The organism is Paraburkholderia sp. BR10923 (genome assembly GCF_040948765.1).
Taxonomy (GTDB): Bacteria; Pseudomonadota; Gammaproteobacteria; order Burkholderiales; family Burkholderiaceae; genus Paraburkholderia; species Paraburkholderia youngii.
On record NZ_JBFPKO010000001.1, the window covers coordinates 538617 to 564691 of the forward strand.

Genomic DNA, 26075 nt, shown 5'->3' on the forward strand with positions numbered 1-26075 from the left:
GACGGACTTCAGAACGACTCGTCTTCCGACAGATAGCGCCACTGTCCCGGCGGCAGCGCGCCGAGCATCACGTTGCCCATGCGCACGCGCTTCAGGCCCACCACTTCGAGACCGACCAGTTCGCACATGCGGCGAATCTGACGCTTCTTGCCTTCGCGCAGCACGAAACGCAGCTGCTCGCCGTTTTGCCAGCTGACTTGCGCGGGCTTGAGCGCGACGTCGTCGAGCGACAGGCCATGGCGCAGCAGCGCGAGTTTTTCGGCCGGGAAGTGGCTTTCGACGTCGACCGTGTGATCGCCGTAGGCGACGCGCACCAGATACTCCTTGTCCACGTCCGAGTGACCGCCGATCAGTTGCTTCGCGATGCGGCCGTCCTGCGTCAGCACCAGCAGGCCCGTCGAATCGATGTCGAGACGTCCGGCCGGCGCGAGCTGGCGCAGATGCGACACCGAGAAGCGGATGCCCGAATGGTCGCCTTCCCAGCGATTTTCCGGCGTGACGAGCGTGATGGCCGGCTGATAGCCGTCCTCCGCCTGTCCCGATACGAGGCCGACCGGCTTGTGGACGATCACGGTCACCTGGCTCGACTGAAAGGCTTCGGCGGCTGGATCGATGTCGATGCGCTGATCCGGGAACACCTTGGTGCCGAGCGTGTCGACGCGCTCGCCGTCGACCATGACCCAGCCTTTCTCGATCCACTCGTCGGCCTCGCGGCGGGAGCACAGGCCGAGCTTGGACATCAGCTTCGACAGACGTAGCATGCCCGGCGCGTCTTCGCGATCGCGGCGGGGCGGGTGCGGGGTGTCGATGGTGGTGTCGACGGGTTGGGCCGTTGCCGATGCCGACGTTCGCGGCTTGGCGGCGCGGGCTGGCCGGTCGTCGCCGAAGCGGCGGTTTGCGGATGGCAGCGTGTCGTCGAAGCTGCGCGCAGGGCGCTCGCGACGCTCGGTACGTTCACCGCCGCGTGCGGCGCGGTCGCCGGACTCACGACGCGAGGGCGTCCAGTCGCCGCGTGCACCGCGGTCGCCGCGGTCCTCACGCGTGGCGCGCGCCGGACGCTCGGTGCGCTCGCCGTAGCCGCCTTTTGCGGGTTTCCCGAAGCTGCGCTCGCCACGCTCGCCTTCGAAGCGGCGCGGGGCGCGGTCGCTGCGCTCGCCTCGATCACCACCGCGACGCTGCTGCGGCTCGCCGCGATCGCTACCGAAGCGCGGACGATCGGCGGCATCGCGCTCCCGGCGCACCGGGCGGTCGTCACGCCCGCTGGCTTCCGACGGTCTGCCTGCGCCTGCGCGTGGACCGCTGAACGGACGGCGTTCGCCGTCGTCGCGGCGCGGTGAGCGCTCGCCGCGCTCCGCATTGCCCTCGAAACGACGCGGCGCGCGTTCTGCGCGCTCGCCGAATTCGCGACGGGGCGCGCGTTCGCCGCGCTCAGCGCCGCCTTCGAAGCGACGCGGTGCGCGTTCACTCCGCTCGCCGAATTCGCGACGGGGCGCGCGTTCGCCGCGCTCAGCGCCGCCTTCGAAGCGACGCGGCGCGCGTTCACTCCGCTCGCCGAATTCTCGCCGTGGAGCACGTTCGCCACGCTCAGTGCCGCCTTCGAAGCGACGCGGCGCGCGTTCAGTCCGCTCGCCGAATTCGCGCCGGGGGGCACGCTCGCCACGCTCAGTGCCGCCTTCGAAGCGACGCGGCGCGCGTTCAGTCCGCTCGCCGAATTCGCGCCGGGGGGCACGCTCGCCACGCTCAGCGCTGCCCTCAAAACGACGCGGTGCGCGTTCTCCGCGTTCGCCACGCTCAGCCGCACCTTCAAAGCGGCGCAGTGCGCCCGCGGCAGCCGCACCCCGTTCGCGCGGACCCGACCCTTCGGCACGCGGCGCGCGGGCACCGGCGCCCGCCGGCTTCGCGCTGACCGGCCGCTTCGCGCCACCCTCGGCCTCGAAAGGCTTCGGCCGCGCTGGACGGGTCGGCTTACGCGCCGACGCGCTGCCGGGGCGGACAGGGGCGCGTTCGGACGACGCCGGCCGCGGATGCTTCGCTGTTAATTTGTTTCGCATGAAATCTCACACTGCGATCGCGCGCAGCAGTTCGGTCTCGACCTGAATTTGCAGGCGGTTGTCCGACAGGCTGTGTCCTTCGAGCAGGAACACGTCCTCGACGCGTTCGCCGAGCGTATTGATCCGCGCCGAGGCGACGCCGACCCGGTGCTCGGCCAGCACGCGCGCGATCGAATAAAGAAGGCCCGGCCGGTCGTTCGCCGACACGGACAGGATGTAGTATTGGCCGCGCTCATCGGCCCGCAGGTCGACACGCGGCGTAATCGGGAAGGTGCGCGACAGCCGCGACAGCCGGCCCTTCGACGGTCCCGGCAGCAAGGTGCCGTGGCCCGCGAGCCGCGCGGTCAGTTCCTGCTCGACCAGATTGGCGATGTCGCGATAGTGCACGTCCTCTTCGGTGTGCGTGACGAGGAAGTTGTCGAGCGCGTAGCCGTGGCGCGTCGTGCTGACGCGCGCATCGAGCACCGACAGGCCGTTGCGGTCGAAATACGCACAGATGCCCGCGAACAGATCGGGTTGGTCCTTCACGTAGACGAGTACCTGCAGCGCCTCGCCGATCGGCGACGGCCGCGCGCGCACGAGCGGCGTCGGCGTTTCGACGTGGCGGTACAGCACGCGGGTCTGCCACGCGATGTCCGCCGCGTCGTGGCGCAGGAAGTAGCCGACGTCGAGCTTGTCCCACAGCGCCCGTTGCGCGCCTTCCGGCACGGTTTCCAGACGCAGCAGCGCGAGCGCTTCTTCCTTGCGCGACTTCAGTTCCGAATGCTCGTCCGGTTGAGCGCCGCCCAGCACGGCGAGGCTGGTGCGGTAGAGGTCTTCGAGCAGTTTGCCTTTCCACGTGTTCCAGACCTTCGGGCTGGTACCGCGGATGTCGGCGACGGTCAGCAGATAGAGCGCGGTCAGACGCCGCTCGGTGCCGACCAGTTCGGCGAAGCGCTTGATCACTTCGGGGTCGCTGGTGTCCTGCTTCTGCGCGACCTGGCTCATCGTCAGATGCTGCTGCACGAGCCACACGACCAGTTCGCCATCCTCGCCTTCGATGCCGTGCTGCCGGCAGAAGCGCCGCGCGTCGGCCATGCCCAGCGTGGAATGATCGCCGCCGCGCCCCTTGGCGATGTCATGAAACAGCGCGGCCACGTACAGCACCCACGGCCGGTCGAAGTTGGCAATCAATTGGCTGCAGAACGGGTATTCGTGCGCATGCTCGGCGATCGCGAAGCGGCGCAGATTGCGCAGCACCATCAGGATGTGCTGATCGACGGTGTACACGTGATACAGGTCGTGCTGCATCTGCCCGACGATGCGCCGGAAATTCAGCAGATAACGCCCGAGCACGCTGGTCTGGTTCATCAGCCGGAACGCATGCGTGATGCCGGCCGGCTGTTTCAGGATTTCCATGAAAAGCCGGCGGTTTTCCGGGTCGCGCCGCCAATGCTGGTCCATCACGTCACGAGCGTTGTAGATCGCGCGCAGCGTGCGCGCCGACAGACCCTTCACGCCTGGGGTGCGCTCGTAAAGCAGGAACGCTTCGAGGATCGCGTTCGGCTCGCGCTGGAACACGTCGTCGGACGTGATTTCGAGCATGCCCTGCTTTTCGACGAAGCGATCCGACAGCACGCGCGTGATGCCGCTCGTGTTCGGAAACAGCTGCGCCTCGATGTTCTGGATCAGGATCGTCGCGAGCTGCGTGACCGCTTTCGCGGCCCAGTAGTAGCGGCGCATCAGTTGCTCGCTCGCGCGCTTGGTCGCGGTCGGCTTGAAGCCGAAGCTTTCGGCGACCGGCGTTTGCAGGTCGAACACCAGGATGTCCTGACGGCGCCCGGCGATCACATGCAGCCGCGCGCGCAGCGCCTTCAGGAAGCTCTCGTTGCGGCGCAGCTCGCGCGCCTCGCGCTCGGTGATCAGTCCGCGCGCTTCGAGCTCACGCCAACTGCTGCCGAACCCGGCCGCCTGCGTGATCCACAGGATCAACTGCAGGTCGCGCAGCCCGCCCGGGCTTTCCTTGATGTTCGGCTCGAGCGCGTACGGCGTGTCCTGAAACTTCGCGTGACGCTGGCGCATTTCGAGCACCTTCGCCTGGAAGAACGCCTTCGGGTCGAGCGCTGCACGGTAGCGTTGGGCGAAATCGTCGAACAGCGCGGTGCTGCCGGTGATGCGACGGGCTTCCAGCAGCGAGGTACGCACCGTGACGTCGTTGGCCGCTTCCTCGAGGCATTGCGACACGCTGCGCACGCTGCTGCCGAGTTCCAGCCCGAGATCCCACGCGAGGCTGATGAAGCGCTCGATGCGCGCCTCCAGATGCTCGAGCCGCGTGTCGGGCAACAGGACCAAAATGTCGATGTCGGAGTGCGGCGCGAGTTCGCCGCGCCCATAGCCGCCGACCGCGACGAGTGCGAGATCGTCGGGCAGTTCGCAGGTGTCCCAGGCGGCGCGCAGCGAATGGTCCGTGGCGCGCGCCAGCGCGGCCATCAACGCGTCGACGTTGGTGGCCGTTCGAAAGCGTTCCAGCAACTGGGCTTTGGCCACTTTGTAGTCCGCCTTGAGCGACGAGGCATGGGAGGGGGCGACGGCTGGAACGCTACTCATTGGCAGACGGAAGGTGAGGTCGGAATCGGTCAGGCGGTAGCCGCGACCACGGGCGGACGCGCGGGCGTACCGGCCGACACGGTCAGCACGTCGTAGCCGGTCTCCGTGACGAGCACGGTATGCTCCCACTGCGCGGACAGGCTGCGGTCCTTGGTCTTGACGGTCCACTGGTCGGGCATCGTGCGGATGTCGCGGCGGCCGGCGTTGATCATCGGCTCGATCGTGAAAATCATGCCGGCCTGCAATTCGAGGCCGGTGCCGGGGCGGCCATAGTGCAGGATCTGCGGATCTTCATGGAACACGGTGCCGATGCCGTGGCCGCAATATTCGCGCACCACGCTGTAGCCGAGGCCTTCGGCGTGCTTCTGGATCGCATAGCCGATGTCGCCGAGATGCGCGCCGGGGCGCACTTGGTCGATGCCGAGCCACATGCACTCGAAGGTAGCCTGCACGAGGCGCCTCGCCATGATCGACCCTTCGCCGACGATGAACATGCGGCTGGTGTCGCCGAAGTAGCCGTCCTTGATGACCGTGATGTCGATGTTCAGCGCGTCGCCGTTTTTCAGGGCCTTGTCGCCGGGAATGCCGTGGCAGATCACGTCGTTGACGGAAATGCAGGTGGCTTTCGGGTACGGCGGGTAGCCGGGCGGCTGGTAATTCAGCGGTGCGGGGACCGTGCCCTGGTCCTTCAGCATGTATTCGTGGCACAGGCGGTCGAGCTCGCCAGTGGTGACGCCGGCCTTGACGAACGGCGTGATGTAGTCGAGCACTTCGCTCGCGAGCCGACAGGCGACGCGCATCTTCGCGATGTCGTCTTCGTTTTTGATGGTGATAGCCATGGTTTCCTCGGAAGCCTTGCTGGATAAGGCTTGCTGGGTGTTGCGGTGGCCTGGCGGAGGGCGTCTGGTGCACACGGAATGCCGGTCGATCCTTGACGATCCCCCGCGGGTGGCGGAATCGAGCCATTTTACAGCAGTGGGGGCGGGCTCGTTGCGCTGGATCAGGCGGTAATGGGCTAAAAGTGATCAAAATCGGCCAATTGGTGGGCCATAGGGCGCCAAGCCGGGATTCGGAGCCCGGCTGTGCGCTCCAGTGCGCATGGCTATCCGCCGGTGGTTGGGTCGGTTGAGTCGGTCGATAGTCGCGTGCTATACTCTTTGGCTAAGTCGGTCCTAGTCCGCTTTTATTCGCGAGTCCGCAAATTCGCGCATGGCAACTGGGCGGAACCGGCTTCTCGCGGCAATCCGGTTGCTGACGTCGTGAGCTGGAGAAAGCAGTGTCAGGCAACCAATTCGCAAACCGGCGCACCCAGGGTGTCGCCGCGTTCCAGCCAAAACAAAGGCGGGCGCGGCCGATACGGCAGCCGGCTTAAGACCCAACCCTCGTGGAGAATTTCATGGCAGTTACGATGCGTCAAATGCTGGAAGCAGGTGTCCACTTCGGTCACCAGACCCGCTTCTGGAACCCGAAGATGGCTCCCTTCATTTTCGGTCATCGCAACAAGATTCACATCATCAACCTCGAAAAGACGCTGCCGATGTACAACGACGCGCTGAAGTACGCGCGTCAGCTGGCATCGAACCGCGGCACGATCCTGTTCGTCGGTACGAAGCGTCAATCGCGCGACACGATCGCCCAGGAAGCGCAGCGCGCTGGCATGCCGTTCGTGAACGCACGCTGGCTCGGCGGTATGCTGACCAACTTCAAGACGCTGAAGGTATCGATCAAGCGCCTGAAGGACATGGAAGCGGCGCTGGAAGCCGGTGAAACCGAGCGCATGAGCAAGAAGGAAGCGCTGCTGTTCGAGCGCGAAATGGCCAAGCTGCAGAAGTCGATCGGCGGCGTGAAGGACATGGGCGGCATTCCGGACGCGATCTTCGTGGTTGACGTCGGCTACCACAAGATTGCCGTGACCGAAGCGAACAAGCTCGGCATTCCGGTCATCGCCGTGGTCGATACGAACCACTCGCCGGAAGGTGTGGACTACGTGATCCCGGGTAACGACGACGCCAGCAAGGCCGTCGCCCTGTACGCGGCTGGTGTGGCCGACGCGATCCTCGAAGGCCGTGCCAATGCGGTCAACGAAGTGGTCCAGGCAGCACGTGGCGGCGACGGCGACGAGTTCGTCGAGGTCAACCCGGAAGCGTAAGGCTGCCCAGTGTCCGACATAAAAGGGGGCTTTCTACAGGCCCCCTTTTTTTAAGCCGCGACGCTTGTAACAGATGTTGTAACGGACATCTGGCAGAGTGCTCGAGGTGGTGTGACACGCGTCGCTCGCAAAAATACGCGAAAACGCTGAAACGAATTCCTGCCGCCGGCATCGAAGTGCGGGCGGCATGTGACAGACAGAACTCAAGGAGCAAATGATGGCGGCAATTACCGCAAGCATGGTTGCAGAACTGCGCGCGAAGACCGACGCGCCGATGATGGAATGCAAGAAGGCGCTGACGGAAGCCGACGGCGATCTGGCGCGCGCTGAAGAGCTGCTGCGTGTGAAGCTCGGCAACAAGGCGAGCAAGGCGGCATCGCGCGTGACGGCTGAAGGCGTGGTCGCATCGTTCATCGGCGGCAACGCTGGTTCGCTCGTCGAGCTGAACTGCGAAACCGACTTCGTCTCGAAGAACGACGACTTCCTCGCGTTTTCGAAGAAGGTCGCCGAGCTCGTCGCGACGCAAAACCCGGCTGACGTCGCCGCGCTGTCGGCGCTCCCGCTCGACGGCTCGACCGTCGACGCAGTCCGTCTCGCGCTGGTCGGCAAGATCGGCGAAAACATGTCGATCCGCCGCTTCGAGCGCTTCGAAACCGCCAACAAGCTGGCCGCGTACCTGCACGGCACGCGCATCGGCGTGCTGGTCGAGTACACCGGCGCGGACGAGCAGGTCGGCAAGGACGTGGCGATGCACATCGCCGCGATGAAGCCGGTTTCGCTGTCGTCGGACGACGTTCCGGCGGACCTGATCGCCAAGGAGCGCAGCATCGCTGAACAGAAGGCTGCCGAATCGGGCAAGCCGGCTGAAATCGTCGCCAAGATGGTCGATGGCAGCGTGCAGAAGTACCTGAAGGAAGTGTCGCTGCTGAACCAGACGTTCGTTAAGAACGACAAGCAGACGATCGAACAGATGCTGAAGGCGGCTAGCTCGAGCGTGCAGAAGTTCGCACTGTTCGTGGTCGGCGAAGGCATCGAGAAGAAGCAGGACGACTTCGCTGCGGAAGTGGCCGCTCAGGTCGCTGCTGCAAAGCAACAATAAGCGTTAGCTAAGTTTCACAGCCGTACCGTTTGGACCCGCGGCGAGGCAAGACCTCGCCGCGGTCGGCAGCACCGCAAGGCCGCGCACGGGTTGACCCTCGCCGCGCGGCCGCCGCTGGCGAACCTTTGGGTTCGCCAATTTGGCGGAGCTTGCCCGAATCAGTATTTCACCCCTACATTAGTCCCTTGTTGTTGCCCTGTTCTGCGCGATCTGGATACCTCTATGCCCACTGCCTATAAACGCGTCCTGCTCAAACTCTCCGGTGAAGCTCTGATGGGCGACGATGCCTTCGGCATCAATCGCGCGACCATCGAACGAATGGTGGCGGACGTGGCCGAAGTGGTCCGTCTCGGAACGCAGTTGGCCGTGGTGATCGGTGGCGGCAATATCTTTCGCGGCGTCGCGGGCGGCGCGGCGGGTATGGACCGCGCGACTGCCGACTACATGGGTATGCTCGCCACGATGATGAACGCGCTGGCGCTGCAGGACGCGATGCGCCATGCTGGCATCGAGGCGCGCGTGCAGTCCGCGCTGCGCATGGACCAGGTCGTCGAGCCGTATATCCGGCCCCGCGCGATCCGCCAGCTCGAGGAAGGTAAGGTCGTGATTTTCGCGGCCGGTACCGGCAACCCGTTCTTCACAACCGACACGGCCGCTGCATTGCGCGGCTCGGAAATCGGCGCGGAAGTGGTGCTGAAGGCAACCAAGGTGGACGGCGTCTATTCGGCCGACCCGAAGAAGGATTCGAGCGCGACCCGTTACACCACGATCAGCTTCGACGAGGCAATCGGCCGCAATCTGCAGGTGATGGACGCGACGGCTTTTGCGCTGTGCCGCGACCAGAAGCTGCCGATCCGCGTGTTTTCGATCGTCAAACCCGGTGCGCTGAAGCGCATCGTGCTAGGTGAGGACGAGGGCACCCTCGTCCACGTGTAAACTTCGTTTACATTACATGGGCTTTGACGCGAGCCCGGGCCGCCGCATCGCGCGTGCCGGGCGGCTCGCACCGTTTTGAAGGTTCGGAGGTTTAAAAATGTCTGTGGCTGATATCAGGAAGGGCGCTGAACAGAAGATGCAGCGCTCCATCGACGCGTTCAAGAACGACCTGTCGAAGATCCGCACTGGCCGTGCGCACACGGGCCTGCTCGATCATATCCAGTGCGACTACTACGGCTCGCCGGTGCCGATTTCGCAGGTCGCGAACCTGACGCTGATCGACGCTCGCACGATCGGCGTGCAGCCGTGGGAAAAGAAGATGGTTCAGGTCGTCGAAAAGGCGATCCGCGAGTCGGACCTCGGTCTGAACCCGGCCACGCACGGCGACGTGATTCGCGTTCCGATGCCCGCGCTGACCGAAGAGCGTCGCCGCGAGCTGACCAAGGTCGTGCGCAGCGAAGCCGAAACGGCCAAGGTGGCCGTGCGCAACCTGCGTCGCGACGCCAACGAGCAACTGAAGAAGCTCGTCAAGGACAAGGAAATTTCGGAAGACGATGAGCGTCGTGCCGGCGACGACGTCCAGAAGCTGACGGACAAGTTCGTCGCCGAAATCGACAAGCTCGTCACGACGAAAGAAGCCGAGATCATGACGGTCTGACGCCGTTCGGCTCAGTCTTTCTGATTTCCACTTCTTTACTGGCATTACTGTCCCGACGGCCATGACCTATACCAGCTCAACCGTGCGCGTGCCTGAAGTCGCCGCGGTGCCGCGACATATCGCGATCATCATGGATGGCAACGGCCGTTGGGCCACCCAGCGGCGTCTGCCGCGCGTGGCGGGCCATACGCGCGGCGTCGACGCGGTGCGGGCGGCCGTCGAGGCGTGCGCGCGGCGGGGCGTCGAATATCTGACGCTGTTCGCGTTCAGTTCGGAGAACTGGCGCCGTCCGAACGAGGAGGTGTCGTTCCTGATGCGCCTGTTCGTCACCGCGCTCGAGCGCGAGATCGGCAAGCTGCACGCGAACGGCATCCGTTTGCGCGTGGTCGGCGATCTCGAGCGTTTCGACGACAAGATCCGTGATCTGATCAAGCGCGCGGAGACCAAGACCGCGCGCAATACCCGTCTTACGCTGACCATCGCCGCGAACTACGGCGGTCGCTGGGACATCATGCAGGCCACCCGCAAGCTCGTCGAGCAGGCGGCTGCGGCCGGCAAACCGGTCGAGGTCAACGAGGACGCGTTCGCCGAGCATCTGTCGATGGCTTATGCGCCCGAGCCCGACCTGTTCATCCGCACCGGCGGCGAGCGCCGCGTCAGCAACTTCCTGCTGTGGCAGCTCGCCTACACCGAGTTCTATTTCACCGACACGTTCTGGCCGGATTTCGACGCCGACGCGCTCGGTCATGCCATCGCTTCGTACGCCGAGCGGGAACGCCGCTTCGGCCGCACCAGTGCTCAGCTCGAGCCGCAATCGCAGAACGTCGATTCGCTTCCATGCTAAAAACCCGTGTCATCACGGCGATCGTGCTGCTTGCAGTGTTCCTACCTGTCACGCTGTTCGCGCCGGTCGGCGCGTTCGGCGCGCTGATCGCGTTCGTAGTCGTGTTCGCCGCGTGGGAGTGGGCGCGCCTGCTGAAGCTCGGCGGCGCGGGTCCGGTGCTGTACGCGCTCGTCGCGGCGCTCGGGCTCGTCACCAGCACACGGCTGGGCATTGGCACGGAGCATGCGCGGCCATTCTTCCAGGCGGCGGCGATTTTCTGGGTGATCGGCGGTCCTTTCGTGCTGCTGCGCAAGCCGGTGCTCGCGCAGGGCGCGTGGCGCGCCTTTCTGTTTCTTGCCGGCATCGTCGGTTTCATCGCGTGCTGGCATGCTCTCGTCGCCGCGCGCATGCTCGGTGTGCCGTTCGTTCTGTCGCTGCTGCTATTGGTATGGCTCGCCGATATCGGCGCATACTTCTCGGGGAAGGCGTTTGGCAAGCACAAGCTGGCACCCGCCATCAGTCCGGGTAAAACCTGGGAGGGCGCGATCGGCGGCTGGTTGCTGGTCATGATCGTCGCGGCGGTGGCGATCTTTTTGCACGCGTTCGAGCCGACCCTGTATTCTGCGCTGCTGGCGCAACTGGGCGCGTTACGCACGGTGCTCGCGCTGACCCTGCTGGTGGTTTTCAGCGTGGTCGGTGATCTGTTCGAATCGATGATGAAACGCCAGGCCGGCGTCAAAGACTCGAGCGGCCTGTTGCCGGGGCACGGCGGCGTGCTCGATCGCATCGACGCATTGTTGCCGGTGCTGCCGCTCGCGATGCTGCTGCTCGGCTAGAGAAAAGAGATATGCAAAAACGTCTGACATTGCTCGGTTCCACGGGCTCGATTGGAGACAGTACGCTCGACGTGGTCGCGCGCCATCCCGAGCGTTTTTCCATTTACGCGCTGAGCGCGCATCGCAACGGCGACAAGCTCGTCGAGCAATGCCTGCGCTTCGCGCCCGAAGTGGCGGTGGTCGGCGACGCCGACACGGCCGCGAAGGTCGCCGCGAAGCTGCGCGATGCGGGCAGCAAGACCGAGGTCACGTACGGGCCGCAGGCGCTCGTTGACGTCGCGAAGAGCGAGGGCTGCGACACGGTGGTCGCGGCGATCGTCGGCGCAGCGGGGCTCGCGCCCAGCCTCGCCGCGGCGCGCTCCGGCAAACGCATTCTGCTCGCGAACAAGGAAGCGCTGGTGATGTCCGGCGCGATCTTCATGGACGCGGTGCACGACAACGGCGCGGTCCTGCTGCCGGTCGACAGCGAACACAACGCGATTTTCCAATGCCTGCCGCGCGAAGCATCGCTGCATGGCGGCGTCTCGAAGATCATCCTGACCGCGTCGGGCGGCCCCTTCCGCACCCGCGAACCGGCCACGCTCGTCGACGTGACGCCTGACGAAGCCTGCAAGCATCCGAACTGGGTGATGGGCCGCAAGATCTCGGTCGACTCAGCGACGATGATGAACAAGGGCCTCGAAGTGATCGAGGCTCATTGGCTGTTCAATCTGCCCGGCGAGCGCATCGACGTGCTGATCCATCCGCAGAGCGTGATTCATTCGCTGGTGTCATACGCAGACGGCTCGGTGCTCGCGCAGCTCGGCAACCCCGACATGCGCACGCCGATCGCGCACGCACTCGCGTTTCCGGATCGCGTCGATTCCGGCGTCGCGCAGCTCGATCTCGCGGAGATTGCGTCGCTGTCGTTCGAAAAACCCGACTACGCGCGCTTCCCGTGCCTCGCGCTCGCGATGAAGGCGCTGGCCGAAGGCGGTGTCGCGAGCGCGGCGTTGAACGCCGCCAACGAGATCGCGGTGGAGGCGTTCCTCGCGCGCCGCATCGGCTTCATGGCGATTGCGCAGGTGGTCGACTCGGTGCTGAACGCATTACCGAACCGCAGCGCGCACGCGCTCGACGACGTCATCGAAGCGGACGCCGCGGCGCGCCGTGCTGCTACCGAATTCATCGCGCGTCTGCCCGACGGCGTCCGTCGCACGGAACGCGCCGTCCAGTGAGGCGTTTATGAATCTGCTGATCGAACTGCTCGCTTTCGCGGTTGCGATTGGCGTACTCGTGGTGGTCCACGAGTACGGGCACTACAGCGTCGCGCGTCTGTGCGGCGTGAAGGTGCTGCGTTTTTCGATTGGCTTCGGCAAGCCGCTGGTTCAGTGGGTCAGTCAGAAGACGGGCACCGAGTGGACGATTGCCGCGCTGCCGCTAGGCGGCTACGTGAAGATGCTCGACGAGCGCGAGGCCGGCCCCGGCTCGGTTGCCGACGCGGATCTGCCGCATGCGTTCAATCGCCAGTCGGTGTGGCGGCGCTTCGCGATCGTCGCGGCCGGTCCGGTCGCGAATTTCCTGCTTGCGATCGTGCTGTTCGCACTCGTGTTCGCCACTGGCGTGACCGAACCGGCGGCCGTGATCGCCACGCCCGCGCCGAATACACCCGCCGCGCTGGCGGGCTTCGAGGGCGGCGAGACGATCGTCGGTGTGCGCACCGGCCATAGCGACGAGACCGAGCCAGTGCGCTCGTGGTCGGATCTGCGCTGGAAGCTGCTCGGTGCCGCCTTCGATCAGCAGCGCATCGTGCTCAGTGCAAAAGACGCACACGGCACCTCCGATTTTCCGATGGACCTGCGCGGCATCGGCGAGAAAGACGTCGACGACGATCTGATGTCGCGCCTCGGCTTCGAGCCAGGTGGCGGCAAGCTGACGGTGGCCGGCGTACAGGCGGGCAGCGCCGCGCAGAAGGCGGGGCTCGTCGCGGGCGACCGGCTGCGCGCGATCAACGGTACGCCGACCGATAATGCCGCGGCCTTCATCGCCTTTGTAAAATCGCACGCCGGCGTGCCGGTCACGCTGCGGGTGGAGCGCGGCGGCCGCGGCGGACATACGGCGGGCGCGCTCGAAGAGATCACGATCGTGCCGCAACTGCAGCGCGATGCGGCGAGCGGGCAGCAGATCGGCCGCATCGGCGCAGAGCTGGCGACCCAGGTGCCGTCGATCGAAGTGCGCTACGGCCCGCTCGACAGCCTGCGCCTCGGCACGCGCCGCACGTGGGATCTCGCGGTGTACTCGGTGCGGATGTTTGGCCGGATGATCGTCGGTGAGGCATCGCTGAAGAACCTGTCCGGTCCGGTGACGATCGCCGACTACGCGGGAAAGAGCGCACGTCTGGGTCCTTCCGCGTTTTTGTCGTTCCTGGCCCTTGTCAGCATTAGCCTTGGCGTGCTGAACCTGCTACCAATTCCGGTATTGGACGGGGGTCATCTGTTATATTATTTGGTTGAAGCTGTGACCGGTAAAGTTGTCTCTGATCGCTGGCAACTCGTTTTTCAGAGGGCGGGTCTTGCCTGCATCGTCGCGTTGTCGGCGATTGCGCTGTTCAACGATCTGGCTCGTTTAATCCATTTTTAAAGTGTCCGGCGGCGTTCTCGAGGGCGGCCGCCAGGCCTGATGCAGCTATACACACTGGGGAAGCACGTTGTTCAAACCTCATCGCTTTGGTCCAAAGACGGTTATAGCCGCGGCGTTCGCCGCGCATGGGCTGGTTGCTCATGCAACGACGCCCTTCGTGGTGCAAGACATTCGCATTGAGGGATTGCAACGCGTCGAACCGGGTACGGTGTTCGCGTACCTGCCCATCAAACAAGGCGATACCTTTTCCGACGACAAGGCTTCTGAAGCGATTCGTGCGCTGTACGCGACGGGCTTCTTCAACGACGTCAAGATCGCAACCGAAGGCAACGTGGTGGTGGTGCAGGTGCAGGAGCGCCCGGCCATCGGCACGATCGACTTCGCCGGCATCCACGAGTTCGAAAAGGACAACCTGATCAAGGCGCTGCGCGCGGTCGGGCTGTCGCAAGGCCGCTACTTCGACAAGGCGCTGGTTGACAAGGCCGAGCAGGAACTGAAGCGCCAGTATCTGACGCGCGGTTTCTACGCGGCCGAAGTCACCACGACGATCACGCCGATCGACCGCAACCGCGTCGGCATCCTGTTTTCGGTGGCCGAAGGTCCGAGCGCGAAGATCCGCCAGATCAACTTCATCGGCAACAAGACATTCAGCACCGGCACGCTGCGCGACGAAATGCAGTTGTCCACGCCGAACTGGTTCTCGTGGTACACCAAGAACGACCTGTACGCGAAAGACAAGCTCACCGGCGACCTCGAGAACCTTCGCTCGTTCTACCTGAATCGCGGCTTCCTCGAGTTCAGCATCGAATCGACCCAGGTGTCGATCTCGCCGGACAAGAAGGACATGTACCTGACCATCACGCTGCATGAAGGCCAGCCGTACACGATTTCGAACATCCGCCTCGCCGGCAATCTGCTCGACCGCGAAGCGGAGCTGAAGAAGCTCATCAAGATCAAGCCGGGCGACCGCTTCTCGGCCGAAAAGCTGCAAGCCACCACGAAGGCGATCGTCGACAAGCTCGGCGAATACGGTTACGCGTTCGCGACCGTCAATGCCCAGCCGCAGATCGACCAGAACAACCACACGGTGGACCTGACGCTGCAGGTCGACCCGAGCCGTCGCGTGTACGTGCGCCGCATCAACGTGGTCGGCAACACGCGCACGCGCGACGAAGTGGTGCGCCGCGAAATGCGCCAGCTCGAAAGCTCGTGGTTCGATTCGAACCGCCTCTCGCTGTCGAAGGACCGCATCAATCGTCTCGGCTACTTCACCGACGTCGACGTGACCACGGTGCCGGTCGAAGGCACGCCCGACCAGGTCGACATCGACGTGAAGGTCGCCGAAAAGCCGACCGGCGCGATTACGCTCGGTGCAGGTTTCTCGTCGACGGACAAGGTGGTGCTGTCGGCGGGTATCTCGCAGGACAACGTGTTCGGCTCCGGCACGAGCCTCGCGGTGAACATCAATACCGCGAAGACGTACCGTACGCTGACGGTCACGCAGGTCGACCCGTACTTCACGGTTGACGGCATCAAGCGGATCACCGACGTCTACTACCGTACGTACCAGCCGCTGTACTACTCGACCGATTCGAGCTTCAAGATCGTCACGATGGGCGGCGACCTGAAGTTCGGCATTCCGTTCTCCGAAGTCGATACCGTGTACTTCGGCGCGGGCTTCGAACAGAACCAGCTGGACGTCGATGCAAATACCCCGGCTTCGTATAAGCAATACGTGAATGACTTCGGCCGGGTGTCGAACAACGTGCCGCTTACGATTGGCTGGTCGCGCGATGCGCGCGACAGCGCGCTCGTGCCAAGCCGCGGCTACTTCACGCAGGCGAACGCAGAATACGGCACGCCGATCGGCGGTACCCAGTATTACAAGGCCGACATCAACGCGCAGTACTATTACTCGTTTGCGCGCGGCTTTGTGCTGGGCTTCAACTTCCAGGGCGGCTATGGTAACGGCCTTGCTGGCAAGCCTTATCCTATCTTCAAGAACTATTACGCGGGCGGTATCGGTTCGGTGCGTGGTTACGAGCCGAGCTCACTGGGTCCGCGTGACAAAACGACCGGCGACCCGATCGGCGGCTCGAAGCTGCTGGTGGGCAATATCGAGTTGACGTTCCCGCTGCCCGGGACCGGTTATGACCGGACGCTGCGTGTGTTCACCTTCCTGGACGCTGGTAACGTCTGGGCGGACGCGAGCACGGCAGCTACGTCGACTGGCGCGAACGGTCTGCGTTACGGCTACGGTGTGGGTCTCGCGTGGATCTCGCCGATCGGCCCGCTCAAGTTGAGCCTTGGCTTCCCGCTCACGAAGCACACGGGCGACCAGTATCAGAAGTTCCAGTTCCAGATCGGGACCGCGTTCTGATTGGGCGGCGGGCGCTCCCGGCGGCCGGCTGCGGCGGCGGGCGCTCCCGGCGGCGAGCCCGGCCAAACTACAGTATCGAGAGGATGACTTTGCTAACCGGTATGTTTTCGAAACGTGTAGCGTGCGCATTGGCGCTGGCAATGACCCTCGGGGTCGGCATGGCGCACGCGCAGGAGGCGAGAATCGCCGCGGTGAATTCCGACCGCATCCTGCGCGAATCGGCTGCGGCGAAAGCCGCGCAGCTGAAGCTCGAGGCCGAATTCGCGAAGCGGGACAAAGATCTCGCCGACATGGCGCAAAAGCTCAAGTCGATGTCCGATGCACTCGACAAGAATGGCGCGACAATGTCGGCGACCGATCGCGCGCAGAAGCAGCGCGACCTGTCGCAGCTCGACTCGGACTTCCAGCGCAAGCAGCGTGAGTTCCGCGAAGACCTGAACCAGCGCCGCAACGAGGAACTCGCGGCGGTGCTCGATCGCGCGAACAAGGTCATCAAGCAGATCGCCGAAACGCAGCACTACGATCTGATCGTGCAGGAAGCGGTGTATGTGAGCCCGCGCATCGATATCACCGATCAGGTGCTGAAGGCACTGGCGGCATCGGGCAACTAAGGGCAACCGAGGGCGGCGCACGGTCGCCCCGCGCGCGTTGGCGCGCGCCCTCGCAATGATTGAACAGGTTGGAGACAGGATAGGCATGGCATTTAAGCTCGAGGACATCGTCCAGCGGTTCGGCGGTGAGGTTGTCGGTAACGGGTCGCAGCGCGTGAGCAGTCTCGCGCCGCTCGACCAGGCAGGCCCGGACCAGTTGGCGTTCCTCGCCAATCCGAAATATCTGTCGCAAGTCGAAACGACCCGCGCCGGCGCGGTGCTGATCAATGCCGGCGACCTCGAGAAGCTCGCTTCACGCGAAGGTCGAAACTTCATCGTCACGCCGAATCCCTACGCTTACTTCGCGCGCATCGCGCAAACCTTTATCGAGCTCGCCGCGCCTAAGCCCGTCCCCGGCGTGCATCCGAGCGCAACCATCGATCCTTCCGCGCAGGTCGCCGCGAGCGCGGTGATCGGTCCGCGTGTGACCGTGGAAGCGGGCGCGGTGATCGGCGAGCATGCGCGGCTCGACGCCAACGTCGTGATCGGCCGCGGCACGCGTGTCGGCGCGAACGCGCATCTGTATCCGAACGTGACCGTGTACCACGGCTGCAAGCTCGGCGAGCGCGTGATCGTGCACGCGGGCGCGGTGATCGGCTCGGACGGCTTCGGCTTCGCGCCCGACTTCGTCGGCGAGGGCGACGCGCGCACCGGCAGCTGGGTGAAGATTCCGCAGGTCGGAGGCGTGTCGATCGCGAACGACGTCGAGATCGGCGCGAACACTACGATCGACCGCGGCGCGATGGCCGACACGATCATCGAGGAGTGCGTGAAGATCGACAACCTCGTGCAGATCGGCCACAACTGCAAGGTCGGCGCCTACACGGTGATCGCGGGCTGTGCGGGCATCGCGGGCAGCACGACCATCGGGCGTCACTGCATGATCGGCGGCGCGGTCGGCATTGCCGGACACGTGACGCTCGCCGATCACGTGATCGTCACCGCGAAGTCGGGCGTGTCGAAATCGCTGCTGAAACCCGGCATGTATACGAGTGCGTTCCCGGCCGTGAACCACGCGGACTGGAACAAGAGCGCCGCGCTGCTGCGCAATATCGACAAGCTTCGCGATCGCATCAAGGCGCTGGAGAGCGCCGCCGCCGACAAGGCCGGCAGTGCCACTGACGGCGCCGCAGGTCAACCCGCAGGCAACAAGATCTGACAGTTATCCCGGCGACCCACCGGCACCGCGTAAAATAGTGGTCGAGCATCATGAAGCAAAGCCGGTGGCCGTGACCGGGTGGCACGGCCACCGGTCAATCAAGGCATCGGTCGCGCGCGTTTTCAACCCACCTGCACCAGCATCCGCAGTCATCATCGCGCAGTCAATGCGTGAGCAGAAACACCATGAGCACCGAAAAAATCAATCTCGACATTCATAAGATTCTCACGCTGCTGCCGCATCGTTATCCGTTCCTGCTGGTCGACCGGGTGCTCGAACTCGAACCGCACAAGAGCATCAAAGCGTTGAAGAACGTGTCGATCAATGAGCCGTATTTCCAGGGACATTTCCCGACGCGGCCGGTGATGCCAGGCGTGCTGATCCTCGAAGCGCTCGCGCAGACCGCGGCGCTGCTGACGTTCTCGGAAGAGCCGAGCGATCCGTCGAACACGCTGTACCTGTTCGTCGGCATCGACAACGCGCGCTTCAAGCGCGTGGTGGAACCGGGCGATCAGCTGATCCTGAACTGCACGTTCGAGCGTCACATGCGCGGCATCTGGAAGTTCAAGGCGCGCGCCGAAGTGGATGGCGTCGTCGCGGCGGAAGCCGATCTGATGTGCGCGGTGCGCCACACGGACAAAGACGCGTAAAGCTGGCGTCCGGGCAGGTCGCGGCGTGGCACGGCAGGTGCGCGGCCCCGGCGGCAAGGCCATCCACACAACGCAACAGAATCAGAAGCGAGGACGCATGAGCAGGATCCATCCCACCGCGATCATCGAAGCGGGAGCGCAGCTCGACGAATCCGTCGAAGTCGGGCCCTATGCGGTGATCGGCGCACACGTGACGATCGGTGCGCGCAGCACGGTCGGCTCGCACAGCGTGATCGAAGGCTATACCACGATTGGCGAAGACAACCGCATCGGCCATTACGCATCGGTCGGCGGCCGTCCGCAAGACATGAAGTACCGGGACGAGCCGACCAGGCTCGTGATCGGCAACCGCAACACGATCCGCGAATTCACGACGATCCACACCGGCACGGTGCAGGATGCGGGCGTCACCACGCTCGGCGACGATAACTGGATCATGGCCTACGTGCACATCGGTCACGACTGCCACGTCGGCAGCAACGTGATCCTGTCGAGCAACGCGCAAATGGCCGGCCATGTGACGATCGGCGACCACGCGATCATCGGCGGCATGTCCGGCGTGCATCAGTTCGTGCGCATCGGCGCGCATGCGATGCTCGGCGGGGCGTCGGCGCTCGTGCAGGACGTGCCGCCCTATGTGATCGCCGCGGGCAACAAGGCCGAGCCGCACGGCATCAACGTCGAAGGGCTGCGCCGCCGCGGTTTCTCGGCTGACGCGATCTCGGTGCTGCGCTCCGCATATCGCGTGCTGTACAAGAACGGCCTGTCGCTCGAAGAAGCGAAGGTGCAATTGAAGGAACTCGGTTCGGCCGGCGGTGACGGCGACGCCCCGGTGCAGACGCTGCTCGCGTTCGTCGAAGCGTCGCAGCGCGGCATCATCCGCTAACCGATGACGTTGCAACCCAGTCCGCCGCGCATCGCGATGGTGGCCGGCGAGCCGTCGGGCGACCTGCTCGCCGCGTCGCTGCTCGACGGTCTCGCCAGCCGGCTGCCGGCCGCCACGCAGTACTACGGCATCGGCGGTCCGCGCATGATCGCCACCGGCTTCGACGCCCACTGGCCGATGGAAAAGCTGACGGTGCGCGGCTATGTCGAAGCACTGCGGCACATCCCCGAAATCCTCGGTATCCGCAACGAGCTCAAGCGTCAGCTGCTTGCCGAGCCGCCGTCCGTGTTCGTCGGCGTCGACGCGCCCGACTTCAACTTCGGGCTCGAGCATGCGCTGCGCGACGCCGGCATTCCGACCGTGCACTTCGTTTGCCCGTCCATCTGGGCGTGGCGTGGCGGGCGCATCAAGAAGATCGCCAAGGCGGTCGACCATATGATGTGCGTGTTCCCGTTCGAAACCGCGCTGCTCGAAAAGGCGGGCGTCGCGGCGTCGTACGTCGGGCATCCGCTGGCCGATCAGATCCCGCTCGAACCCGACACGCTCGGCGCGCGCCGCGCGCTCGGTCTGGCGGAAGGCGGGCCGGTGATCGCGGTGCTGCCGGGCAGCCGGCGCTCCGAGATCGACCTGATCGGCCCGACGTTCTTCGCGGCGATGGAGATGATGCAGCACCAGGAGCCCAGCGTGCGCTTCGTGATGCCGGCGGCGACGCCCGCGTTGCGCGCGCTCCTGCAGCCGCTCGTCGATGCGCACCCGGGCCTCGCGCTGACCATCATCGACGGCCAGTCGCAACTCGCGATGACCGCCGCCGACGCGATTCTCGTGAAGAGCGGCACCGTCACGCTGGAAGCCGCGCTGTTGAAAAAGCCGATGGTGATTTCGTACAAGGTGCCCTGGCTGACCGGTCAGATCATGCGCCGCCAGGGCTATCTGCCGTACGTCGGCCTGCCGAACATTCTAGCCGGGCGTTTCGTGGTGCCGGAGATCCTGCAGCACTTCGCGACGCCGCAGGCGCTCGCCGAGGCGACGCTGAAACAGTTGCGCGACGAAGCGAACCGGCGCACGCTGAAGGAAATCTTCACGGAGATGCACCACGTGCTCAAGCAGAACACCGCGCAGCGCGCGGCCGAAGTCGTGGCGAGCGTCGTCGAGCAACGGGCGGGGCGACCATGAACCCCCCGCGCGCGCCTCGCCGCAAGACCGCGGCCGCCGTTCGGGTGGTCGCGCAAGCCGGCCTGAACTTCGAGAGCGCCGACGACATCGTCTGCGGCGTCGACGAAGCAGGGCGCGGACCGCTGGCCGGACCGGTCGTCGCGGCGGCGGTGATTTTCGATCCCACCAAACCGATGATCCGCGGCCTCGACGATTCGAAGGCGCTCACCGCACTCAAGCGTGAAGCGCTGTACGACAAGATCGTCGATCGCGCGCTCGCGTATTGCATCGCATCGGCGACGGTCGAGGAAATTGATTCGCTGAACATCCTGCACGCCACCATGCTCGCGATGAAGCGCGCGGTCGAGGGCCTGTCGGTCGTGCCGACGCTCGTGAAGGTCGACGGCAACCGTTGCCCGACGCTCAGCATCCGTAGCGAGGCGGTGATCGGCGGCGACGCGCTCGTGAAGAGCATTTCGGCGGCGTCGATTCTCGCGAAGGTCGCGCGCGACCGCATGCTGCTCGAACTGCACGAGGCGTATCCCGTGTATGGCTTCGACGCGCATGCCGGCTACGGCACGCCGCAGCATCTCGCGGCGCTGCGCGACCATGGGCCGTGCGAGCATCATCGGCGCTCGTTCGCGCCGGTGCGCGAAGCGCATGTGCGGTTCGGCACAGGCGTGCCGTTGCCATCGGCGGACGCCGTCATCGTGGCCGACGCGCTGCTGCTCGACGACGATGTATTCGGCGACGCCGGCCTCGCGTGACTGACCGCATCCGCACGGCTCGAACGCGGTCCGCGCTCGAGCGCCGCTGATTTGCCACTGATTCGTCGCCGCTCCCATTTCCATTTCTTACCGCCTTCGCTGCCTGTGAAAGCCATCACCTCGCGGGACAATCCGCTCTACAAGCGCCTGAAGGCACTGGCCGGCTCGACGCATCAACAGCGCCGCAGCGGCCACGCGCTGCTCGAGGGCTTCCATCTCGCGAGCGCGTATCTCGACGTCGCCGGTCAGCCGGAGCTCTGCGTCGTCACCGACGACGCGCTGCGTCACGACGAAGCGCAGGCGATCGTTTCGCGCATCGACGAGCATCGGCTCGTGACGCTGCCCGATGCGTTATTCGGACAGTTGTCGAATGTCGTGCATGGCGTCGGAATTCTGCTGCTCGTCGAGAAGCTGGATGCGCCGCTGCCCGAGCGCGTCGAGCAAAACTGTCTGGTGCTCGACGGTGTGCAGGACGCGGGCAATGTCGGCTCGATTCTGCGCAGTGCGGCGGCCGCGGGGATTGAGCAGGTGTTCTGCGCGCCGGGCACCGCGTACGCGTGGTCGTCGAAGGTGCTGCGCTCGGGGATGGGCGCGCACTTCCTGTTGCAGATTCATGAGGATGTCGACGCGAGTGCGTTGATCGAACGTCTCGCGGTCCCGATCGTCATCACCGATTCGCACGGCGCCGAAGCGATTTATGACTGCGACCTGAGCAGGCCGCTTGCGTGGGTGTTCGGCAACGAAGGGGCGGGCGTGTCGCAGGTGTGGCGCGATGCCGTGTCGTTGCGGGTGACGATTCCGCAGCCTGGCGGCATGGAATCGCTGAACGTGGCGGCCGCGGCGGCCGTCTGCGTGTTCGAGCAGTGCCGGCAGCAGCGCGGCCGTAAAAAGTAGACGTCAGTGGCGTTGCGCGGGCGCTGACCGGCAACGCTACGCCTGCTCGGCGGTCGCTCAATACGACGGCCGATCCAGCTTGATCTCCTGCAGGATCGTCGTCGCGATCTCCTCGATCGACTTGTGCGTCGACGACAGCCACTTGATCCCCTCACGCCGCATCATCGTTTCGGCTTCGTTGATCTCATAGCGGCAGTTTTCCGGCGCCGCATACTTGCTGCCCGGCCGCCGCTCGTTACGGATCTCCGACAACCGCTGCGGATCGATCGACAGCCCGAACATCTTCTGCCGGTGCTCGAGCAGCGGCGTCGGCAGCTTGCCGCGCTCGAAATCTTCGGGAATCAACGGATAGTTCGCCGCCTTCACGCCGTACTGCATCGCCAGATAAAGGCTCGTCGGCGTCTTGCCGCTGCGCGACACACCGACGAGGATCACGTCGGCGTCCGCGAGATTGCGGTTCGATTGACCGTCGTCGTGCGCGAGCGAGAAATTGATCGCCTCGATCCGGTTCTTGTACTCCTCGGTGTCCGCGTTCTGGTGGCCGCGGCCCATCGCGTGGCTCGACTTCAGCTCCAGTTCCTGTTCGAGCGGCTCGACGAAGGTCTGGAACATGTCGAGCACGAGCGCGTTCGAACCCTTGACGATCTGATTCGACGAGCTATCGACGAGCGTGGTGAACACGATCGGACGACGGCCGTCCTGCACGACCGCTTCGTTGATTTTTTCGAGCGTTGCGTAGGCCTTCTCGGTCGAGTCGACGAATGGCACGCGGACCAGGCGGAATTTCTGGTCGAACTGGGAGAGGATCGAATGCGCGAAGGTTTCGGCAGTGATCCCGGTACCGTCTGAGACGATGAATACGGTGGGCGGCATCAGTGGGGCTGTGAACGTGAAAGGCAAATGGGCCAGCAAAGCGCGGCGCTGGAACGCGCTTGGATCAAACCGCGCAGCGGCGCGCGGCCGGCCTCGCAAAGCCGGCTGGCTGGGCCGGGGCGCGATTCGAGACGCAATTCTCGACCGACTGCCACATTTGGGGAGTCGGCACGGTAGAATAGCGGCAACCTGTTGGATAAGCAATTGCAGGCGATTGGCCGCTAAATTACCGCGAACGGTCGTTCAACCTCACGTCATCTGGCGTAGATATGCGTTGAACGTAAGAGATCGGGCGGTAAGTGCGTTGATTGGCGTTCTTCGCCGCCGCCGTCTCGGTCACGGTCGCGGCCGGCGTCTCCATGCAACGCATCTCTGCCTTAACGGCGATTGCTTATCTAACAGGTTGTGCAAGACACGGGGTCGAGCTTCCAATGGGCTGCCCGTGTTCAAGCCCACTTGCACAGTCGTGAATTTCTTTCACACTTAGGGGCTTGTATGACTAACGCAGTTACCGGCGCAAAGGACAAGGCGTATGTAGTTCCGTTCGAGCAGTTGCGGATGACCGACGTGGAAATCGTCGGCGGCAAGAACGCGTCGCTGGGCGAGATGATCAGCCAGCTCGCTGAAGCCGGCGTGCGCGTGCCGACCGGCTTCGCGACCACCGCGCTCGCGTTCCGTGACTTCCTGCAGCACAACAATCTGACCGAACGCATCGCCAAACGTCTCGAGACGCTCGACGTCGACGACGTGAAGGCGCTCGCCGAAGCGGGCAAGGAGATCCGTCAATGGATCGTCGACGCGCCGCTGCAGCCGCAGCTCGAGGCTGACATTCGCGCGGGGTTCGACACGCTGCAAAAGAGCTCGCCCGAAGAGCTCTCGTTTGCCGTGCGTTCGTCCGCGACCGCGGAAGACCTGCCCGACGCATCGTTCGCCGGTCAGCAGGAAAGCTATCTGAACGTGGTCGGCATCGACGACGTGCTCGATCGCATGAAGCACGTATTCGCGTCGCTGTACAACGACCGCGCTATCTCCTATCGCGTCCACAAGGGCTTTACGCATGCTGAAGTCGCGTTGTCGGCGGGCGTGCAGCGCATGGTGCGCTCGGACGTCGGCGCCGCCGGCGTGATGTTCACGCTGGATACCGAATCGGGCTTCAAGGACGCCGTCTTCATCACGTCGAGCTATGGCCTCGGCGAAACCGTCGTGCAGGGCGCGGTGAATCCGGACGAGTTCTACGTCTTCAAGACCACGCTCGCGCAGGGCAAGTACCCGATCATCCGCCGCTCGATCGGCTCGAAGCTGATCAAGATGGAGTTCACGAAGCCGGGCGAGCCGGGCCGCGTGAAGACCGTCGACGTCGCGCACGAGCAGCGCAACCGTTTCTCGATCACCGACGAAGACGTGATCGAACTCGCGAAGTACGCGGTCATCATCGAAAAGCACTACCAGCGTCCGATGGACATCGAGTGGGGCAAAGACGGCCGCGACGGCAAGATCTTCATCCTGCAGGCGCGTCCGGAAACGGTGAAGAGCCAGGGCGGCGGCAAGGCCGAGCAGCGCTTCAAGCTGAAGGGCCAGTCGAACGTGCTGGCAACGGGCCGTGCGATCGGTCAGAAGATCGGCGCGGGTCCGGTGCGCGTGATCCATGATCCGTCGGAGATGGACCGCGTGCAGCCGGGTGACGTGCTCGTCGCCGACATGACCGACCCGAACTGGGAGCCGGTCATGAAGCGTGCGTCGGCGATCGTCACGAACCGTGGTGGCCGCACCTGCCACGCGGCGATCATCGCGCGTGAGCTGGGCGTGCCGGCGGTGGTCGGCTGCGGCGACGCGACCGACGTGCTGAAGGACGGCGCGCTCGTCACCGTATCGTGCGCGGAAGGCGACGAAGGCAAGATCTACGACGGCCTGCTCGAAACGGAAGTCACCGAAGTGCAGCGCGGCGAATTGCCGCCGATTCCGGTGAAGATCATGATGAACGTCGGCAATCCGCAGCTCGCGTTCGACTTCTCGCAACTGCCGAACGCAGGCGTGGGTCTCGCGCGACTCGAATTCATCATCAACAACAACATCGGCGTGCACCCGAAGGCGATCCTCGAGTACCCCAACGTCGATCAGGACCTGAAGAAAGCGGTCGAAAGCGTCGCTCGCGGTCACGCGTCGCCGCGCGCGTTCTACGTCGACAAGCTGACCGAAGGCATCGCGACGATCGCGGCGGCGTTCTATCCGAAGCCCGTCATCGTGCGTATGTCGGACTTCAAGTCGAACGAGTACAAGAAGCTGATCGGCGGTTCGCGCTACGAGCCGGACGAGGAAAACCCGATGCTGGGCTTCCGCGGCGCATCGCGCTATATCGCCGAAGACTTCGCCGAGGCGTTCCAGATGGAATGCGTCGCGCTGAAGAAGGTGCGTGAAGAGATGGGCCTCGACAACGTCGAGATCATGGTGCCGTTCGTGCGTACGCTGAAGCAGGCGGAGCGCGTTGTCGGGCTGCTCGCAAAGTTCGGCCTGAAGCGCGGCGAGAAGGGCCTGCGCCTGATCATGATGTGCGAAGTGCCGTCGAACGCGATCCTTGCCGAAGAGTTCCTGCAGTACTTCGACGGTTTCTCGATCGGCTCGAACGACCTGACGCAACTCACGCTCGGCCTCGACCGCGACTCGGGCATGGAACTGCTCGCCGTCGATTTCGACGAGCGCGATCCGGCGGTCAAGTTCATGTTGAAGCGCGCAATCGAAACCTGTCTGCGTCTGGACAAGTACGTCGGTATCTGCGGTCAGGGTCCTTCGGATCACCCGGACTTCGCGCAGTGGCTGACGGACGAAGGCATCAAGTCGATCTCGCTGAACCCCGACACGATCATCGATACGTGGCAGCAGCTGGCAAAGGCAAAGGCGTAACTCGCGAGG

General features: G+C 64.5%; 21 protein-coding genes. 17 read left to right on the forward strand and 4 right to left on the reverse strand.

The genetic code is table 11. The annotated features are described in order from the left end of the window. Window positions 1–8: 8 nt before the first annotated feature. The 3 genes from AB3X94_RS02425 to map are packed head-to-tail and all read right to left on the reverse strand — an operon-like array spanning window position 9 to window position 5551. Window positions 9–2051 carry a pseudouridine synthase gene (locus AB3X94_RS02425; protein WP_368610704.1) on the reverse strand — a complete coding sequence of 681 codons (2043 nt, stop codon included), beginning with the start codon at window positions 2049–2051 and terminating at the stop codon, window positions 9–11. Between the two features lie 6 nt (window positions 2052–2057). Beyond that, entirely contained in the window at window positions 2058–4637 is a 2580-nt protein-coding gene (locus tag AB3X94_RS02430) for a [protein-PII] uridylyltransferase (RefSeq protein WP_368592668.1), read from the reverse strand. 29 nt (window positions 4638–4666) lie between these two features. Continuing rightward, entirely contained in the window at window positions 4667–5551 is an 885-nt protein-coding gene (map, locus tag AB3X94_RS02435) for a type I methionyl aminopeptidase (RefSeq protein WP_309235153.1), read from the reverse strand. Between the two features lie 482 nt (window positions 5552–6033). On the opposite strand from map, the gene rpsB reads away from it, so the two are divergent. The 16 genes from rpsB (at window position 6034) to AB3X94_RS02515 (ending at window position 22295) form a co-directional block, all read left to right on the forward strand. Beyond that, entirely contained in the window at window positions 6034–6786 is a 753-nt protein-coding gene (gene rpsB, locus AB3X94_RS02440; protein ID WP_013089705.1) for a 30S ribosomal protein S2, read from the forward strand. A 217-nt stretch (window positions 6787–7003) separates the two neighbouring features. Continuing rightward, on the forward strand, window positions 7004–7885 hold the full coding sequence (gene tsf / locus AB3X94_RS02445) for a translation elongation factor Ts (protein WP_176108287.1): 882 nt from the start codon (window positions 7004–7006) through the stop codon (window positions 7883–7885). A gap of 222 nt (window positions 7886–8107) precedes the next feature. Continuing rightward, window positions 8108–8821 carry a UMP kinase gene (gene pyrH / locus AB3X94_RS02450; protein ID WP_013089703.1) on the forward strand — a complete coding sequence of 238 codons (714 nt, stop codon included), beginning with the start codon at window positions 8108–8110 and terminating at the stop codon, window positions 8819–8821. A gap of 97 nt (window positions 8822–8918) precedes the next feature. Continuing rightward, entirely contained in the window at window positions 8919–9479 is a 561-nt protein-coding gene (gene frr, locus AB3X94_RS02455) for a ribosome recycling factor (RefSeq protein ID WP_013089702.1), read from the forward strand. Window positions 9480–9540: 61 nt separating this feature from the next. Then, entirely contained in the window at window positions 9541–10323 is a 783-nt protein-coding gene (uppS, locus tag AB3X94_RS02460) for a polyprenyl diphosphate synthase (RefSeq protein ID WP_176108288.1), read from the forward strand. Then, window positions 10317–11138: a phosphatidate cytidylyltransferase gene (locus AB3X94_RS02465; RefSeq protein WP_176108289.1), complete on the forward strand. Its 822-nt coding sequence runs from the start codon at window positions 10317–10319 to the stop codon at window positions 11136–11138. The genes uppS and AB3X94_RS02465 overlap by 7 nt, the downstream gene beginning before the upstream one ends. An 11-nt stretch (window positions 11139–11149) precedes the next feature. Continuing rightward, window positions 11150–12355 (forward strand): 1-deoxy-D-xylulose-5-phosphate reductoisomerase, encoded by a 1206-nt coding sequence (locus AB3X94_RS02470; RefSeq protein WP_176108290.1) that lies wholly within the window; start codon window positions 11150–11152, stop codon window positions 12353–12355. Window positions 12356–12362: 7 nt separating this feature from the next. Beyond that, window positions 12363–13757, forward strand: a complete 1395-nt coding sequence (gene rseP / locus AB3X94_RS02475; RefSeq protein WP_176108291.1) for an RIP metalloprotease RseP — start codon at window positions 12363–12365, stop codon at window positions 13755–13757. Between the two features lie 67 nt (window positions 13758–13824). Further along, window positions 13825–16137: an outer membrane protein assembly factor BamA gene (gene bamA, locus AB3X94_RS02480; RefSeq protein ID WP_176108292.1), complete on the forward strand. Its 2313-nt coding sequence runs from the start codon at window positions 13825–13827 to the stop codon at window positions 16135–16137. A gap of 89 nt (window positions 16138–16226) precedes the next feature. Then, window positions 16227–16748 (forward strand): OmpH family outer membrane protein, encoded by a 522-nt coding sequence (locus AB3X94_RS02485; RefSeq protein ID WP_026225318.1) that lies wholly within the window; start codon window positions 16227–16229, stop codon window positions 16746–16748. Between the two features lie 85 nt (window positions 16749–16833). Further along, window positions 16834–17946: a UDP-3-O-(3-hydroxymyristoyl)glucosamine N-acyltransferase gene (gene lpxD, locus AB3X94_RS02490; protein ID WP_368610705.1), complete on the forward strand. Its 1113-nt coding sequence runs from the start codon at window positions 16834–16836 to the stop codon at window positions 17944–17946. A 185-nt stretch (window positions 17947–18131) separates the two neighbouring features. After that, a complete protein-coding gene (fabZ, locus tag AB3X94_RS02495) occupies window positions 18132–18596 on the forward strand; it encodes a 3-hydroxyacyl-ACP dehydratase FabZ (protein ID WP_176108294.1) in 465 nt (154 codons plus the stop codon). A gap of 97 nt (window positions 18597–18693) precedes the next feature. Next, on the forward strand, window positions 18694–19482 hold the full coding sequence (gene lpxA, locus AB3X94_RS02500; RefSeq protein WP_176108295.1) for an acyl-ACP--UDP-N-acetylglucosamine O-acyltransferase: 789 nt from the start codon (window positions 18694–18696) through the stop codon (window positions 19480–19482). A gap of 3 nt (window positions 19483–19485) precedes the next feature. Beyond that, the gene (gene lpxB / locus AB3X94_RS02505) at window positions 19486–20655 is read left to right on the forward strand and encodes a lipid-A-disaccharide synthase (RefSeq protein ID WP_176108296.1); all 1170 of its coding nucleotides are present in this window, start codon (window positions 19486–19488) and stop codon (window positions 20653–20655) included. Continuing rightward, a complete protein-coding gene (rnhB, locus tag AB3X94_RS02510) occupies window positions 20652–21401 on the forward strand; it encodes a ribonuclease HII (protein WP_176108297.1) in 750 nt (249 codons plus the stop codon). The genes lpxB and rnhB overlap by 4 nt, the downstream gene beginning before the upstream one ends. 105 nt (window positions 21402–21506) lie before the next feature. Next, complete coding sequence (locus tag AB3X94_RS02515; RefSeq protein ID WP_176108298.1) at window positions 21507–22295, forward strand: RNA methyltransferase; 789 nt, start codon at window positions 21507–21509, stop codon at window positions 22293–22295. A gap of 57 nt (window positions 22296–22352) precedes the next feature. Here AB3X94_RS02515 and AB3X94_RS02520 read toward each other — a convergent pair whose 3' ends face one another. Next, window positions 22353–23168 (reverse strand): pyruvate, water dikinase regulatory protein, encoded by an 816-nt coding sequence (locus tag AB3X94_RS02520; RefSeq protein ID WP_176108299.1) that lies wholly within the window; start codon window positions 23166–23168, stop codon window positions 22353–22355. A 495-nt stretch (window positions 23169–23663) separates the two neighbouring features. On the opposite strand from AB3X94_RS02520, the gene ppsA reads away from it, so the two are divergent. Beyond that, a complete protein-coding gene (ppsA, locus tag AB3X94_RS02525) occupies window positions 23664–26066 on the forward strand; it encodes a phosphoenolpyruvate synthase (RefSeq protein WP_176108300.1) in 2403 nt (800 codons plus the stop codon). The last annotated feature ends 9 nt before the right edge of the window (window positions 26067–26075 follow it).

Bases quoted from the DNA above. Each gene is read 5' to 3' on its own strand.
- AB3X94_RS02425 (WP_368610704.1), bottom strand. From the start codon at position 2,051: ATGCGAAACAAATTAACAGCGAAGCATCCGCGGCCGGCGTCGTCCGAA.
- AB3X94_RS02430 (WP_368592668.1), bottom strand. From the start codon at position 4,637: ATGAGTAGCGTTCCAGCCGTCGCCCCCTCCCATGCCTCGTCGCTCAAG.
- rpsB (WP_013089705.1), top strand. From the start codon at position 6,034: ATGGCAGTTACGATGCGTCAAATGCTGGAAGCAGGTGTCCACTTCGGT.
- tsf (WP_176108287.1), top strand. From the start codon at position 7,004: ATGGCGGCAATTACCGCAAGCATGGTTGCAGAACTGCGCGCGAAGACC.
- pyrH (WP_013089703.1), top strand. From the start codon at position 8,108: ATGCCCACTGCCTATAAACGCGTCCTGCTCAAACTCTCCGGTGAAGCT.
- frr (WP_013089702.1), top strand. From the start codon at position 8,919: ATGTCTGTGGCTGATATCAGGAAGGGCGCTGAACAGAAGATGCAGCGC.
- uppS (WP_176108288.1), top strand. From the start codon at position 9,541: ATGACCTATACCAGCTCAACCGTGCGCGTGCCTGAAGTCGCCGCGGTG.
- AB3X94_RS02465 (WP_176108289.1), top strand. From the start codon at position 10,317: ATGCTAAAAACCCGTGTCATCACGGCGATCGTGCTGCTTGCAGTGTTC.
- AB3X94_RS02470 (WP_176108290.1), top strand. From the start codon at position 11,150: ATGCAAAAACGTCTGACATTGCTCGGTTCCACGGGCTCGATTGGAGAC.
- rseP (WP_176108291.1), top strand. From the start codon at position 12,363: ATGAATCTGCTGATCGAACTGCTCGCTTTCGCGGTTGCGATTGGCGTA.
- lpxD (WP_368610705.1), top strand. From the start codon at position 16,834: ATGGCATTTAAGCTCGAGGACATCGTCCAGCGGTTCGGCGGTGAGGTT.
- fabZ (WP_176108294.1), top strand. From the start codon at position 18,132: ATGAGCACCGAAAAAATCAATCTCGACATTCATAAGATTCTCACGCTG.
- lpxA (WP_176108295.1), top strand. From the start codon at position 18,694: ATGAGCAGGATCCATCCCACCGCGATCATCGAAGCGGGAGCGCAGCTC.
- lpxB (WP_176108296.1), top strand. From the start codon at position 19,486: ATGACGTTGCAACCCAGTCCGCCGCGCATCGCGATGGTGGCCGGCGAG.
- rnhB (WP_176108297.1), top strand. From the start codon at position 20,652: ATGAACCCCCCGCGCGCGCCTCGCCGCAAGACCGCGGCCGCCGTTCGG.
- AB3X94_RS02520 (WP_176108299.1), bottom strand. From the start codon at position 23,168: ATGCCGCCCACCGTATTCATCGTCTCAGACGGTACCGGGATCACTGCC.
- ppsA (WP_176108300.1), top strand. From the start codon at position 23,664: ATGACTAACGCAGTTACCGGCGCAAAGGACAAGGCGTATGTAGTTCCG.